This window comes from Tardiphaga sp. GW821-FHT12E02, assembly GCF_058807155.1.
This window is the reverse complement of sequence record NZ_JBXAQK010000001.1, coordinates 1343050-1357198: the sequence shown is the minus strand read 5'-3', so window position 1 is coordinate 1357198 and position 14149 is coordinate 1343050. Positions and strand designations below refer to the sequence as shown.

Sequence of the window (14149 nt, the reverse complement as noted above, 5' to 3'; positions counted from 1 at the left end):
CCTGCACGGGATTGGATGATCCTATTGCAGAATGGCGGCATTCAAAAGGCCGATTGCTGGCACGGATCGGTATATCTGACAGGATATAGCGACCGTAGGGCGGATGAGGCGAAGCCGTCATCCGCCGGCCGATTGCGTAACTGAAACTCCGCGGCGGATGACGCTGCGCTCATCCGCCCTACGGTCAGCGCGCCTTGCGCTTGATGTCCTTCTTGAGCGCCAGCAGTTCCTTGCGCGCTGCCACTGCTGCGGCTTTTTCGATCGCGCGGTAACGGCTGACGAGATTTTCGCCAAATGGCGTGAGGATCGCGCCGCCGCCATTCTTGCCGCCGGTCTGGCGCTCCACGGCGGCCTGGCCGCAGATGCGGTTGAGCTCGTCCACCAGATCCCAGGCGCGCTTGTAGGACATCTCCATGGCGCGCCCGGCGGCGGAGATCGACCCCGTCGCCTGGATGTTTTCGAGAAGCTGGACCTTGCCCGGCCCGATGCGGCCCTCGGGATCGAGGTCGATGCGGATGCTAAGGGCTGGCACGGGGCTGGCGGATGTCGACATGGCCCGACGTTACGTCGGACGCCGCGCGCTTTCCAGAGAAAGCGCGCGGTGAAGGTGTCGGAAGCGTAGGATGGGTTGAGCGGAGCGAAAACCCATCAGTCCGTCGATGCGGCAGGCTCCGCTGATGGGTTATCGCTGCGGCGCTTCGCGCCTTCGCTCAACCCATCCTACAAAATCAGCCGTGCAGCTTCTTCGCGGCTTCGGCAATCGCCTTGCCCTGATAGCGGGCGCCGGCGAGTTCATTCTCGCTCGGCTGGCGGCTGCCGTCGCCGCCGGTCAGGGTCGTCGCGCCATAAGGCGAGCCGCCGGTGACTTCATCGAGCTTCATCTGGCCCTGGAAGCCGTAATTGAGGCCCACGATCGTGATGCCGAAATGCAGGAGGTTGGTGATGATGCTGAACAGCGTCGTCTCCTGGCCGCCATGCTGGGTCGCGGTCGAGGTGAACGCGCCACCGACCTTGCCGTTCAATGCGCCCTTGGCCCAGAGACCGCCGGCCTGATCGAGGAAGTTCGCCATCTGCGAGGCCATGCGGCCGAAGCGGGTGCCGGTGCCGACAATGATCGCGTCGTAATTGGCGAGATCGTCGATGGTTGCGATCGGGGCGGCCTGATCGAGCTTGTAATAGGATGCCTTGGCGACGTCGGCGGGCACCAGTTCGGGCACGCGCTTGATGTCGACAGTGGCGCCGGCTTCGCGGGCACCTTCAGCCACGGCATTGGCCATGGTTTCGATATGGCCGTAGGCGGAATAATAAAGGACGAGCACTTTGGTCATGGGAAGTCTCCTGTGTGATCCCGAACCGTCATTGCGAGGGGCCGTTGCTTCGTAGAGCCGTTGGCGCCTGACAATGACGGCGGATTGGCATCTAGATACGCCTGCCGATTTGATGCATAAATAGAAACGATCGAAACTCATCGTTTCCGGATTTGATGTCAAAACTCCCCGATTTCGAAGCGCTGGCGATTTTCGCCAAGGTCGTCGAGCTGCAGTCCTTCGCTGCGGCAGCGACCGAGCTGACCCTGTCCAAGGCCACGGTCTCCAAGGCCGTGAGCCGGCTCGAGGACCGTCTGGGTGCACGGCTGTTCAACCGCACCTCGCGGCGGCTGGCGCTGACCGATGCGGGCCGGACCCTGGCGATCAAGGCGACGCAATTGCTGGCCGATGGCGAGGCGCTGGAGAACGAGGCGCTGGCGCAATCATCCAGCCCGCGCGGGCTGGTGCGGCTGGCGGCGCCGATGACCTATGGCACCGGCACCATTGCGCCGCTGCTGCCGGAATTCCTGGCCCGCTATCCCGACGTCTCTATCGACCTCAATCTCAGCGATGCGACGGTGGACCTGATCGGCGAAGGCTATGACGCCGCGATCCGCATCGCATCCTTGCCGGACTCCTCGCTGATCGCGCGGCGGCTCTGCGGCGTGAAGCGCTATGTGGTGGCGGCACCATCGTATTTCGCCAGATATGGCCGACCGACGCATCCGTCCGAACTCGCCGACCACAAATGCTTCGGCTACACCTATCTCACCACGCCCGGCGTCTGGCATTTCACCAATGACGCCGGTGATCTCGTGAGCGTGCGGCCCTCGGGCCCGCTGCACGTGAATAATGGCGAGGCCGTGATGCCGGCGCTGATCGCAGGCCTCGGCATCGGCGGCCTGCCGGATTTCATCGTCGGCGAGGCGATCGCGCGTGGCGAGCTGGAAACCGTGCTCGACGACTGGTCGCAAACCCTGAGCGGCGTCTATCTGGTGACGCCGCCGGGCGGCCCGCGTCCCGCGCGTGTCGAGGTATTGCTGGATTTCCTGGCGGAGAAACTATCAGACGGCGGCAAGCGGGCGCGGAAGGGGGAACGTGGCGATTGAGGGACGGGGATAGTGCCTGGCCTGCATGGTTCGAAACGCCCGCTTTGCGGGCTCCTCACCATGAGGGTCTTCTCTAGCGTTCGACTCTCCCCTCATCCCGAGCAGCCGCGCAGCGGCGTCTCGCAGGATGGCCGCGGTCCTTCCACGCTTCCTATACGACGTCAGCTTACTTTCATCATCTGCGCATAGATCGCGAAATACTGATCGCGCATATTGGCGATGTCGAATTCGGTGACGAAATTTCGCCCGGTCGCCGCCAGCCGCGTGGCGACATCGGGCCGCGCGGCCAGCGCCATGATCTTGTCGGCGAGATCCTGCACATCGCCGACCGCGAATTTGACGCCGTTGGCGCCGTCCACCAGCAATTCGGCGGGGCCATCGACATCGGCGGCGATCACCGGCAAGCCCGCGGCCATGGCCTCCAGCAGCACGAGGCCAAAACCTTCGAAGCGCGATGGCAATACGAACATATCCGCTTCAGCCAGCGGCCCACGCACATCGGTGCGGCCGCAGAGAAAGCGGATGCGATCGGATACGCCCTCGGCAATGGTCAGCGCCTTCAGGCTGCCTATCGTGGCGCTATCGCCTTCCGGCGGACTACCGACGAAATCGCAACGGACATCAAGACCGCGCGCCACACAGATCGCCAGCGCCTTGATCAGGATGTCCTGCCCCTTCTGCTTCGGATAGATGCGCGCGACATTGACGAGACGCAGCGGCGTGCCGACCACCCGCTCGCGATCGATGGCGCGGAAGGGCTGCAGCGGAATGCCATTATGCACCTTGAACAACCGCTTCAAATGCACGCTTGCGCATTCGCGCTCGACGGCCGCGGAGATCGCGATATTCCAGTCGACGAAGCGCTGATGCAACCGCAGCTTGACCCGGTCCCATGTCTGCACGATGCCCGTATTGTGGATCGTGGTGCCGACACTCATCGGCCGATACAGCTTGCTCAGCATCGCAAAATGCTTGGCGCCGCTGTCATGGGCATGAATGGCGCGGATATCGTGGCGGCGGATGATGTTCAGCAGCGTCAGGATAATGCGGGGATTGCGATTGCCGGGCGCGCGGCGGAGGAAATAGACGGGGTGGCCTGACGCCGTGAGCTCGGCCTCGAAATCCGGATGAATGCGATCATTGATGATGACGAAGACCTGCGGAACGCCTGCTCCCGGCGTGCAGCTGGCCGCAAAATTGATCAGCAGGCGCTCGGCGCCGCCGACGGTCAGCGACGAAATCAACTGAAGTACCGACGCCACGTGAAAATGCTCCCGGCCCGGCTGCCGGGCAACTACAAATTTATCGATCTCATCAGACCGATGCTCGCCTCATTTCGCCTCACAGAGATGGCTATTTGACGACGCGGAACAATGCGCCGCCGGCGCCAGAACGGGCCGCAAACGCATTCCTTCCAAAACCTGCCGAGACGGCGATAGGTTCCTTGCCTGATCGCGCGATCATTCAGCCAGCCATTTCATTGACTGGCGCGGGCCCGGTCGTAGCTTTGACGCGATTGTCGCAGCAGAGAAAAGCACCGCCGCCATGACCGACGCTTCCATGACCCGCCGCCTGTTTTCCACCCTCATCGCCACCGCGTTCAGCGCAACACTGGCTGGCTCCGCCTTCGCCGCCGACCCGATCGTGCTGCGCATCGGCGACCAGAAGGGCGGCAACCGCTCGCTGCTGGAATTCTCCGGCCAGGCCAAGGACCTGCCCTACAAGATTCAGTGGTCGGAATTCCCTGCCGCGGCACCGATCCTCGAAGCCATCAATGCCGGTGCGCTCGATGTCGGCCATACCGGCGACCTGTCGTTCCTGACGGTGTACGCCAATGGCTCGCCGATCAAGGCGATCGGCGGCGTGCGCGCCAATGCGAACACGCAGGCGATCCTTGTGCGCAATGACTCACCGATCAAGACACTCGACGACCTCAAGGGCAAGCGCCTCGCCGGCACGCGCGGCGGCTGGGGTCAGTTCCTGATCAATGCGACTTTGGAGAAAGGCGGTTACAAGACCACCGACGCCACCTTCGCGCCGCTCGGCCCGGTCGATGCGAAGATCGCATTGGTGGCCGGTTCGATCGATGGCTGGGCCGTCTGGGAGCCCTATATTTCCTATGCAGTCCTAAAGGACAATGCGCGCGTGGTGACCGACGGCGCGGGACTGACACCGACGCTTACGTTCATCGTGGCATCCGATCAGGCCATCGCAACCAAGCGCGAAGCCATCGCGGACTTCCTCAACCGGCTGAACAAGGCGCGTGAGTGGTCGCGTTCACGCCTGCCGGACTATGCCAAAAGCACGGCCGAACTGACCAAGCTGCCGGAAGACGTGCTGCTGCGCGCCTATCAGCAACAGGACACACGGCCGATCGCCATCGATGACGGCGTGGTGAAGGAGTTTCAGGAAGCGTCGGATCGCGCGACGCGCTACGGCATCGTGAGCAAGCAGATCGACGTCAGCAAGGCAGTGGATCGCAGCTTCACGAAGGACCTGACGGTGTCGAACTAGGGGCGATTGTAGGATGGGTTGAGCGCAGGCGCGATAGCGCCGAAGCGATACCCATCACCGCGTGCTCCGGCGTTTGTGGTGATGGGTATCGCTTCGCTCAACCCATCCTACGCGCGCGGTTTCGTCCGCGCCAAGATCCGCATCGTCGCCACCGCCGCGACCAGCGACAGCACCGTGGCGACGCTGAACAGCGTGCCATAGCCGAGGAGATCGGCGATGCGGCCGGACAGCATCGAGCCGATGAAATAGATGATGAGCTGGGCACAGGCGAGAATGGTGAAATCGGTGCCCGGCTGCTCTTTCGATGCCGCCGACATGAACAGGCTGTAGAGCGCAACGATCTCCATATAGCGGATCAGCGTCTGGAAGCCGGCCGCGCCAAAGATCGGCAGGATGCCGGTGATGATGCCGAGCGCATGCGCCGTGAACAGCGCGAAACAGACCGTGCGCAGGATGCCCAGCAATCCCAGCGTCCAGCTGCTGCCGAAACGATGCAGCAGCCAGGCCGCGCCCGCCGCGCCGGCCAAGCCGGCTGTCGTCGCAGCGCCGCCGGAGAGATAGCCGATCTGCGCCAGCGGCACGCCGGCATCGACGAGATAGCTGCCTTCCATCGTCTTCACGAGGCCTTCGCTCATCCGGTAGATCAGCGCGATCCAGAGAATGTTGCGCACCTCGCGCCGGCGCAGGAACGCCATGATCGACGGGCGTGGCTTGGCGGGGTCGATGACGTCAGCTTCGCTCTCCTGCATGGCGAAAGCGGCGAAGAGCGGGATCAGCGAGAAAGCCGCGATGGTCAGCAGCATGCCGGTCCAGCCGATATACGAATACAGCACCAGCCCGAGCGTGCCGCCGATGACGACGCCGAAGGCCACCGAGCCGCCCTGGATCGCATTGCCGATCGGGCGATCTTCCGGCGCCAGATATTTCGCCGCATAGCCGTCGGTGGCGATGTCCTGGGTGGAGATCAGGAACGAGCCGACAAGGCCGATCGCGATGATGCCCCAGACATTGGTTGAGCCGAGCGGGATCAGGCACAGCAGGCTGAAAATGACGCCGGTCTGGGTGACGATCACCCAGCCGGCACGATGCGCGCGTGCGAAGGGACGGATGCGATCGACCCAGGGCGCCCAGAAGAACTTCAGCAGCAGCGGCAGAAACCAAAGGCTGAGATAGCCGATCTCACTGCGCGACACGCCGGCTTCGCGCATGATCGGCGGCAGCGCCGCGGCGAACAGATAGGATGGAATCGCCTGCGCGAGATAGAGCCCAGCGAGCACGACGAACAGCCGCCTGCGCCCGATCACAGGCGCGGCAGCCGGCGCGTCGATCGCGACCGTGCTCATGCGACGCCGCCATGTTCGGCGAGGAAGGCGCGCGCGGCGGCCTCGTCTTCCATCGCCACCAGCGGCATCGGCCACAGCTTGCGAAAGGTTTCTTGCATCTTCTCATTGGCTCCCGGACGCACGATCGCAACCGCGCGGCAATGCGCCGACACATGTTTGCGCGTGGCTTTGAACCACAGCGCCTGCTCGCGTTCGCCAGCCACGGACAGCTTGCGCCCGCCACCGCCGAACAGAATGAGGAATTCGAACGGCTGCGCATGCTCGCCGACCCGCACCAGCGCGGCCAGATAATCGCGCTCGTCGGTGTCGGCATAGGGTGGCAGAAAACGTAGCGTCAGCAGGCTGCCTGCTAGTTCAAGATCGACCATGACAGCAATTCGAACTCCCTGGGAAGTGGCCTTGGGACAATGTGACCGAGATAGTCTCTAAGTCTTCATTGCGAGCGCAGCGAAGCAATCCAGATCTTTCTTGGCGGGGTCGTCTGGATTGCTTCGTCGCTTCGCTCCTCGCAATGACGGATCGTTAGAACGTCTTGCGATAACCAACAGTGACCGTGCGGCCCCATGAATAGACCGGCAGGTTGCGCACCGAGGTCGCGGTCGGGTTCTGCACGGTGGCATCGAACAGGTTGTTGACCGCCGCATAGGCCTCGCCGCCATAGACGGGGCCGCTGAGCGCAGCATTCATCGTGAAGCCGCCCTCGATCGGATAGGTGGTGTTGGCGAGATTGATGCCGCGGTTGCGGCCGGACCAGCCTTCGCCCTCGACGCGCAGCTTGATGCCGTTGTCGAAGCGATAGTCGCCGAAGATCAGGCCGCGCACCGGCGTGGCGATGCGGTTGTTCGGCAGCCATGAATCCAGCACACCATCCTTGTTGCTGTCATAGCGGCCTTCCTTGTAACCGATCGTGGTGCCGAAGGTGAAGTTCGAGGTGATCGCCATTTCGCCGATATATTCGACGCCGTAAATCATTTCCTTCTGCTGCGAGATCAGGTTGGTGACGGGATCGAAGGTCACGCCCTTTTCCGAGGTGGAAACGAAGCCGGTGATGCTGCCCTTGTAGGGGCCGTTGCCGCCGCGAATGCCGAGTTCGTAATTGTTGACGATCTGCGGCTCCGGCGCGATCGAGGTGAAGCTGATGGTCTGGCGCGCCGGCGTCAGGCAGTTCGGCACGGCCAGCGTACAGGCATAGGCGGTGGAGGACAGGCCGGCGCGGCGGGTATAGGCGCCGACATCGGGCAGCGCATAGCCCTGCGAGAAGCCGCCGAACATCTCGATCTGCGGCGCCAGCTTGAAGGTGGCACCGAGATTGTAGGTCGGCGAGGCATATTCGTACTCGCCGCCGATGACATTGAGCTGCGGCAGCACCAGCGCCACCACACTGGCGCCGATCGGCGTCTGCGCATAGGCCGTCGGCCGCTGGAAATTGTTCACGCTGAGATCGAAATGCTCGTAGCGCACACCGCCACGCACGGTGAGACGATCGGTGACCGGCACCTGCGCCAGCGCGAAGCCGGCGGTCGTCACCTGGGTGAGCGGCGTGAAGACATCGCGGCCGTCGGTGAGGGTCTGCCAGGTCTTGTCGTGAACGACGTCGGTGCCCCAGGTGATGCGGGCGCCGTTCCAGATCCTGTCGAGCGGCGTATCGATCGACAGGTTCATGCCGCCGCGCTCGGAATACAGCGTGGTCTGGTTGGCCGGGCTCGTCGGGCTCAGGGGATTGCCGGAATAATAGACCAGCGAATTATAGGGGTAGGAGAATTCCGAGTAATTGAAGCGCTTCTTGATGTCGTTATAGAAGCCGACCACGCTCAGATTGCCGAGGATGAAGTTGCTGTCGCTATAGCGCAACTGGATGGTGCGGGTGTCTTCCAGCACGCTCTGGCCGGTATAGGGCTTTGTGAAATCCGGCTGCGCATAGGCGCCGGCATAATTGGTGAGGTAGCGCGGCGTCTGGTCGAGATAGAACTGCGCGATCGAAGCCTCGATGCGCTTGCCGCCGTCGAAGTCGTAGCCGACCTTGCCCAGGAAGTTTCCGCTGACAAAGCGATCGCCGCCGCCCTGCCCGAGCATGCCGTCCGATGGAAGCTCACGACCCGCACCGTCATAGGTCTTCTGCGCGCCACGGCCACTGCCGACGAACAGGTAATCGATGCCATTGACGCCCTTGCCGCTGACCGTCGCGGACACTTCCGGCGCCAAGGAGCCGCCGACATCGGCGGTGAAGCTGCGCAGCGCCGTGTTGACGCTGACGCGGGGGCCACCTTCCTGCGCCTTCTTGGTGATAAAATTGACGGTGCCGCCCGTGGCGCCCGCGCCATAGAGGCTGGATGCACCGGCGACGAGTTCGATCCGCTCGATGGAATTCAGATCGATCAGCGACAGGATGCGCGACACATCGCGCAGCGGCGTCGTCAGCGGCACGCCGTCCATCAGCACCAGCAGGTCGCGGCCGCGATAGCTTTCCGAGGCGCCGGAAATCGTCTGGTTGGACACCGAGAAGCCCGGCAACAGCTTGGCCAGCACAGCCGAGGCGCTGCCCGTCTGCTTGAGCTGTTCCTCGATCTCCTGTCGCTGCACCACCTGCACCGTCTGCGGGATATCCGAGATCGCGCGCTCGGCGCGCGCTGCGGTTACGGTGATCTCCTCGAGCGCCACCGGCGCGCGCTGCTGCGCGCTTGCCTGGGTCGCGATGAGTCCGATGGCCGGGATGAGAAGGTATTTGCTGGTGCGCATGATGCTCGGGCTCTTCCGTTCGATCGTGGAGACGTCTCACGGCAGCAAGCGAGCGGGTCAATCGACCATGGTCAGCCTCACTTTGGAATCAATGTAAATTCCATCAGTGGCTTTACGCTTCTTACGTCTGCGCAATCCGTCTATCTTCATCCGCAGCAATACTTCACGGCTCACGCGCAAGACTTGGACTCGGTGACTTGATAGTCGGACTGGAGCGAACGAACCGATTTGGATCTGGTGCTGTGGCAAAGCGGCATCAGTTGCAGTCGCCGTCTTGCGCCGAGGCTGCACCCGACTGCCCATTTGTGCCGCTCTGGCTCGTCGCCGACGACATCGACGATCACCTGCGCCAGCCGCTCGAAGCGCGGCTGCCGTGGAAGACGGTGCAGCGCGATTCCCTCGGCTCGTTTCGCGCGGCGCCGTTCCAGTCCAAGGCGATCCTGCAGATGCAGCCGCATCTCGGCCTGATGTCATGCTTCGATCCCGCGCCGCGCTGGGACATTCGCGACATCGCCAGTGACGACGACACCAACGATCTTCTGATCGTCCGCCCATCCGATGGCATCGTGACCGTCGAGCAAGGCGGCCAGCGCCAGACCTGCATGCAGCGCGAAGCCATCGTGCTCGATGCCAGTCGCGCCGCCACCTTCCTGATGAATGATGTCAGCCGCGTCGACTGCCTGCTGATCGCATGCGAGGCCCGCAGCGACATGCGGCACATCCCCCACGACAATGGCGGCCTGATCGCGCTCGGACATTACGCAGCCGCCGTGATGCGCGGATTGCTGCCGATGAACTCCGCAGCGCTGGCTGGCCTCGCCGTCGATTATATGAGCGGCCTCGTCGCCACCATGATTGCGGAAGCCGAGGCACCCGCGAAATTGACGGCGCGGCGGCCGGATCGCCCGGCTATCTCGCTGCTGTCGCTGAAGGCGGACATCGAGGCGAGCCTCGGCCAGAATCTGTCGCTCGAACAGCTCGCGACCACCCATGGCGTGACGACACGCTATTTCCAGAAGCTGTTCGAAGCGGAGGGTCGCACCTTTTCGGATTATCTGCTGGAACGGCGACTGGAGCGTGCCTTCCAGATGCTGCGCGACGGCCATCGCACCGAGCGCAGCGTCAGCGCCATCGCCTTCGAAGTCGGATTCGGCGATCTGTCTTATTTCAACCGCACCTTCAAGAAGCGCTTTGGTGCGACACCGCGCGAGATCCGCGCGCGGTTCGATACGATCAGGCTGACGGCGCTGGCGCCTAACGCAAGCGCCTGAGCGTTACTTCACCTTGGCGACCGTCGTGTCCCTGCCCGGTAGGATTTCCACCGTGGCCGTTCGCCCTGCCACCAGCGTCGCGCTGTCGGGCACGGCGTCCAGTGCGATCCGCACCGGCACGCGCTGTGCCAGGCGCACCCAGCTGAAGGTCGGCGTGACATTGGCGAGCAGGTTGCTGCCCTGGCCACGATCGCGATCCTCGATGCCGGCAGCGATGCTTTCGACACGGCCGGTGAGCTCATGGCTGTCGCCCATCAGGTGGACGCGCACGGGATCGCCGACATGAATGCGCGACAGTTTCGTTTCTTCGAAATAGCCATCCACATGCAGGCTGGACGTATCGATCAACGCCATCACGCCTTTACCTGCCGTAACATAGGTGCCTGGCCGCAGATCCATATTGCTGATCCGGCCTGACACAGGTGCGCGGATTTCGGCGCGATCGAGATTGAGCTGCGCCACGCCGCGATCGGCCACGGCCTGATCATAGGATGCCTCCGCCAGCTGCTGCGTGGCGACCACCTGTTCCTTCTTCTGCTGCGAGACCGCGGCCGTGGTGAGATCGTTGTAGCGCTTGAGATCGAGATCGGCCTGCTCCAGCGTCGCCTTGCGGCCGGCGACGACGGCATCCGCCGTCTGCAGCGCCAGCGCGAAACGCGCGCGGTCGATCCGCATCAACACATCGCCGCGCTGAACGGCCTGATTGTCCTTGACCAGAATCTCTGTCGCAAAGCCGGAGACATCCGGCGCCACGGTGACCACATCGGCGCGCACGCGGCCATCACGCGTCCACGGCGCGTCCATGTAATAGACCCAGAGATAGCGCCCGACGGCGAGGGCGGCGATGACCATCAGCGCAGTGACGGCAAAACGGCGAATGAATGCAGCAATGGTCTTCATGACAGTAATCCGGACGTGAGATAGACGACGCCGCCAAGCAGGCAGACGTAAAGGGCGAGATCAAACAGCGCGCGATGCCAGACGAAGCGATAGACGCCGGCGCGTTCGAGCAGCGGGCGCAACAGCGCACCAATGGCGTAGGTGATCACCAGCCACAGCATCAGCGAGGGCAATAGCACGCCGAACAGATCGATCTGATACTTCATGCGGCAACACTCCCGACATGGTCGATGGCTTCGGGTTGATAATCGGGCGCATCTGGAAACAAGCCGCGGCGAATGCCGACCAGGCCGATCAGCGCATCGGTACGTCCCGCGCCGTGTTCGTCGATGGCTGCGGCCATGGCGTGATCGACACGCGCTAGCAAGGCATCCGGCATCGCCGTGCCATCATGCCTGCGAAAACTCTGTGCGAGTTCATCGAGCATGGCATCGATGGCGCCCAGCGTTCGCCACGACAGATGATGCCGGGCACGCCTGAGATCGACGACATTGAGGCCGACACGCAGCTCACGCAGATTGTCGATCTGGCGCAGATCCGAGCCTTGCAGCGCGAGCAGACGTGGCGCCAGCACACCGATGCGGTTGAGCATCACGCCGGCAAAGGCTGCGCGGTCGCGATTGCCGCGGCCTTCGGCAGCTTCCGCGATGGCGATCCAGCCGCGGCGCATCAGGCGGCGCACGCTCCATTCCGAACCGACCGAGCGGATCAGCCGGATCGAGATGGCCGAAAGCTCGATGCCGACAAAGAGCGCGATGCTGGAATTGGCGAAGGACGCGAAATCGGCGCTGTAGGTTTCCTGCAGCGCCATCATGGTCGCCGTATTGGCAGCCAGCAGCATGCCGATGAAGAAGGTGGCCGGACGCGCGATCAGATAGCCGAACACCAGAAAGGCCGGTGCCAGCACAAAGATCAGGACTTCCACATTGCTGATGGCCGGCAGGATGGCGAACAGATAGGCCGCGATGATCACGATGGCGACCAGCGTCCATTTGACGAAGCCGCGCAGGCCCACCGAGGGATCATCCATGCTGGCAAAGAACGAGCAGCCGATCGCCGCCATCATCGGCGCCGTGGCACCGTCCGTCCACCCGGTCAAAATCCAGAACGCGCAGCACACCAGAATGGTGACGAACGCGCCCGCGGAAGACCACAACGCCATGCCGGGATCGCGGTAGCGCGCCGGTGCGACGCCGCCATCCGGCTGGAACACGAGCTTCGCACCAGCAGGCCGCTCGCCGCTGGCAATCGCCTGATTGAGGATGCGGCAATCCGCGGAGATATCGACGAGTTCGCGCAGCCGCATCAACAGGCTGGCAACGATGATCTCGGTCCATGGCGACGTGGCATTGAGCGCAGGTCGCTGCACGGCAATGCGCTCACGCAGGCGCTCGGCCGGCTCACGATCGAGATCGTCATTTCCGATCCACTGCGCGACATCATCGAGCAGCGCGATGAGCAGCGGATGCCTGCTGCGCGCGTCCGGACCCAGCGCATCGATGCGATCGCCGAGCGAGGACAATGCCGGCAGGAAGGTGAGCATGCGAACGCGCAGCGCGCGCATCCAATGGACGGTCTCGCGGCCGACGCTGCGATCGAATGCGAGATGATCGGCAAGACCATCCAGATCGACCGCATCGGCAGCGAGCTTCAGGCGCAGATCGCGAACGGCCTGATCCGCACTGCGGCCGGCCAGAACATCCTTGCTCAGCTTGCGCGCACCTTTGAGCCAGCCATCGACACGCGCGGCGACAGCCGGGCCGACGCTGCGCGGCAGCAGCACCGTGGATGCCACGGTCGCACACAGGATGCCGATAATGATTTCCTGGCTGCGCGCCACGGCGGTATCGAAGATGGCAGCGGGTTCGGAGACCGAGGGGAAAGCGATCAGCGCGCAGGTATAGCCGGCGAGCATGAACATGTAGCTGCGCGGCGTGCGATCGAGCAGCGAGACATAGAGGCAGATGCCGACCCAGGCCGCGATGGCGAGACTGAGGAGTTCCGGCGAATTGACGAGATTGGGCACAAGCGCGATGCTCGCCGCGGCGCCGATCAGCGTGCCGATGACGCGATACAGCGCCTTCGAGCGCGTAGCTCCGGCGAGCGGCTGCGAGGTGATGTAGACGGTCGCCAGCGCCCAGTAAGGCCGCGGCAGATCGGCGGCAAAGCCGATCAGCAGCGCCGCCATGGCGGCGATGAAGGTCTTTACGGAAAAAATGATATCGGCGTGGCGCTCAAGGAAGGGCAGCCGGTCAGCGGCGGTGCTCATGACGCGCTATCCGTTTCCAGCGCAGCCTCATAGAGGCGATGCGCGGATTGTTCGATGCGGCTCAGAACATCGAAGGTGATCGCGAGCTCGTCCGCAGAAATGCCTGTCATCAGCTCGGCGCGTGTCCGACGCATCACGCGCCTGATCTCCTCGGCCTTGGCTTCGCCGAGTTCGGTGAGATGCAGCACCTTAGCGCGACGATCGGTCGGATCCTCGCGGCGCTCGACCAGGCCTTCGGCGGCGAGCAGATCGATGAGGCGCACCACCGACGGGCCTTCGAGACCCATTTCCTCGGCCAGCACGCCCTGGCGCACATTCTCGCGCCCGCCGCGCGACAGGATCAGCAACGGATGAGCCGTTGCTTCGGACAGACCATGCGCCGCCAGGGTCTGATCCGCTTTGCGGCGCCAGACCCTGGCCAAACGCGCGACAAGCAGGCCGAGCTCGGCCTGCACATGTGGAGTGGTGGGGGGCATGGATATTAGATAGGATGCTATCGATTAGGCTGCAATCGATATTGTGCATCGCGGCGATCACGCTGTGGTGAGGGCTGCGCGCCTGGTGAACAGCGCCCTAATGCAAACGGCCCCGGATCTCACGATCCGAGGCCGTTGGAAAATACCACTTACTGTCGTCGCCCGGCTTGACCGGGCGATCCAGTAGACACTGACGCGTGTGATGAAGCCGAGAGTTCGGAGTT

The 14149-nt window shown here is 63.4% G+C and carries 13 protein-coding genes; 3 read left to right on the top strand and 10 right to left on the bottom strand.

Features of this window, described 5'->3' with window-relative positions:
• Positions 1-184: 184 nt before the first annotated feature.
• Both AC1RQ5_RS06390 and wrbA read right to left on the bottom strand, forming a co-directional pair.
• Entirely contained in the window at positions 185-553 is a 369-nt protein-coding gene (locus AC1RQ5_RS06390) for a winged helix-turn-helix domain-containing protein (protein WP_493197718.1), read from the bottom strand.
• A 175-nt stretch (positions 554-728) separates the two neighbouring features.
• Positions 729-1328 (bottom strand): NAD(P)H:quinone oxidoreductase, encoded by a 600-nt coding sequence (gene wrbA, locus AC1RQ5_RS06385; RefSeq protein WP_398484335.1) that lies wholly within the window; start codon positions 1326-1328, stop codon positions 729-731.
• Between the two features lie 155 nt (positions 1329-1483).
• On the opposite strand from wrbA, the gene AC1RQ5_RS06380 reads away from it, so the two are divergent.
• Entirely contained in the window at positions 1484-2416 is a 933-nt protein-coding gene (locus AC1RQ5_RS06380) for a LysR family transcriptional regulator (protein ID WP_493197716.1), read from the top strand.
• Between the two features lie 161 nt (positions 2417-2577).
• On the opposite strand, the gene AC1RQ5_RS06375 is transcribed toward AC1RQ5_RS06380, so the two are convergent.
• Entirely contained in the window at positions 2578-3678 is a 1101-nt protein-coding gene (locus AC1RQ5_RS06375; protein ID WP_493197714.1) for a glycosyltransferase, read from the bottom strand.
• A gap of 283 nt (positions 3679-3961) precedes the next feature.
• On the opposite strand from AC1RQ5_RS06375, the gene AC1RQ5_RS06370 reads away from it, so the two are divergent.
• Positions 3962-4930 (top strand): ABC transporter substrate-binding protein, encoded by a 969-nt coding sequence (locus AC1RQ5_RS06370; RefSeq protein ID WP_493197713.1) that lies wholly within the window; start codon positions 3962-3964, stop codon positions 4928-4930.
• 107 nt (positions 4931-5037) lie between these two features.
• Here the strand turns inward: AC1RQ5_RS06370 and AC1RQ5_RS06365 are convergent, their stop codons facing one another.
• The 3 genes from AC1RQ5_RS06365 to AC1RQ5_RS06355 form a co-directional block, all read right to left on the bottom strand.
• Positions 5038-6273 carry an MFS transporter gene (locus AC1RQ5_RS06365; RefSeq protein WP_493197711.1) on the bottom strand — a complete coding sequence of 412 codons (1236 nt, stop codon included), beginning with the start codon at positions 6271-6273 and terminating at the stop codon, positions 5038-5040.
• Entirely contained in the window at positions 6270-6641 is a 372-nt protein-coding gene (locus AC1RQ5_RS06360; protein ID WP_493197709.1) for a hypothetical protein, read from the bottom strand. Before AC1RQ5_RS06360 ends, AC1RQ5_RS06365 begins: the two co-directional genes overlap by 4 nt.
• A gap of 154 nt (positions 6642-6795) precedes the next feature.
• Complete coding sequence (locus AC1RQ5_RS06355; protein ID WP_493197707.1) at positions 6796-9009, bottom strand: TonB-dependent receptor; 2214 nt, start codon at positions 9007-9009, stop codon at positions 6796-6798.
• 242 nt (positions 9010-9251) lie between these two features.
• On the opposite strand from AC1RQ5_RS06355, the gene AC1RQ5_RS06350 reads away from it, so the two are divergent.
• Positions 9252-10280, top strand: coding sequence for a helix-turn-helix transcriptional regulator (locus tag AC1RQ5_RS06350; protein WP_493197706.1), 1029 nt, complete (start codon positions 9252-9254; stop codon positions 10278-10280).
• A 3-nt stretch (positions 10281-10283) separates the two neighbouring features.
• On the opposite strand, the gene AC1RQ5_RS06345 is transcribed toward AC1RQ5_RS06350, so the two are convergent.
• The 4 genes from AC1RQ5_RS06345 to AC1RQ5_RS06330 are packed head-to-tail and all read right to left on the bottom strand — an operon-like array spanning position 10284 to position 13925.
• The gene (locus AC1RQ5_RS06345) at positions 10284-11180 is read right to left on the bottom strand and encodes an efflux RND transporter periplasmic adaptor subunit (RefSeq protein WP_493197705.1); all 897 of its coding nucleotides are present in this window, start codon (positions 11178-11180) and stop codon (positions 10284-10286) included.
• Positions 11177-11386: a DUF1656 domain-containing protein gene (locus tag AC1RQ5_RS06340; protein WP_398483301.1), complete on the bottom strand. Its 210-nt coding sequence runs from the start codon at positions 11384-11386 to the stop codon at positions 11177-11179. Before AC1RQ5_RS06340 ends, AC1RQ5_RS06345 begins: the two co-directional genes overlap by 4 nt.
• Positions 11383-13449, bottom strand: coding sequence for an FUSC family protein (locus AC1RQ5_RS06335; RefSeq protein ID WP_493197703.1), 2067 nt, complete (start codon positions 13447-13449; stop codon positions 11383-11385). The genes AC1RQ5_RS06340 and AC1RQ5_RS06335 overlap by 4 nt, the downstream gene beginning before the upstream one ends.
• Entirely contained in the window at positions 13446-13925 is a 480-nt protein-coding gene (locus AC1RQ5_RS06330; RefSeq protein ID WP_398483296.1) for a MarR family winged helix-turn-helix transcriptional regulator, read from the bottom strand. Before AC1RQ5_RS06330 ends, AC1RQ5_RS06335 begins: the two co-directional genes overlap by 4 nt.
• Between the last annotated feature and the right edge of the window lie 224 nt (positions 13926-14149).

Excerpts from the sequence above, each read along its gene's own strand:
- AC1RQ5_RS06340 (WP_398483301.1), bottom strand. The coding sequence starts at position 11,386 with ATGAAGTATCAGATCGATCTGTTCGGCGTGCTATTGCCCTCGCTGATG.
- AC1RQ5_RS06370 (WP_493197713.1), top strand. The coding sequence starts at position 3,962 with ATGACCGACGCTTCCATGACCCGCCGCCTGTTTTCCACCCTCATCGCC.
- wrbA (WP_398484335.1), bottom strand. The coding sequence starts at position 1,328 with ATGACCAAAGTGCTCGTCCTTTATTATTCCGCCTACGGCCATATCGAA.
- AC1RQ5_RS06330 (WP_398483296.1), bottom strand. The coding sequence starts at position 13,925 with ATGCCCCCCACCACTCCACATGTGCAGGCCGAGCTCGGCCTGCTTGTC.
- AC1RQ5_RS06365 (WP_493197711.1), bottom strand. The coding sequence starts at position 6,273 with ATGAGCACGGTCGCGATCGACGCGCCGGCTGCCGCGCCTGTGATCGGG.
- AC1RQ5_RS06355 (WP_493197707.1), bottom strand. The coding sequence starts at position 9,009 with ATGCGCACCAGCAAATACCTTCTCATCCCGGCCATCGGACTCATCGCG.
- AC1RQ5_RS06380 (WP_493197716.1), top strand. The coding sequence starts at position 1,484 with ATGTCAAAACTCCCCGATTTCGAAGCGCTGGCGATTTTCGCCAAGGTC.
- AC1RQ5_RS06345 (WP_493197705.1), bottom strand. The coding sequence starts at position 11,180 with ATGAAGACCATTGCTGCATTCATTCGCCGTTTTGCCGTCACTGCGCTG.
- AC1RQ5_RS06360 (WP_493197709.1), bottom strand. The coding sequence starts at position 6,641 with ATGGTCGATCTTGAACTAGCAGGCAGCCTGCTGACGCTACGTTTTCTG.
- AC1RQ5_RS06390 (WP_493197718.1), bottom strand. The coding sequence starts at position 553 with ATGTCGACATCCGCCAGCCCCGTGCCAGCCCTTAGCATCCGCATCGAC.
- AC1RQ5_RS06335 (WP_493197703.1), bottom strand. The coding sequence starts at position 13,449 with ATGAGCACCGCCGCTGACCGGCTGCCCTTCCTTGAGCGCCACGCCGAT.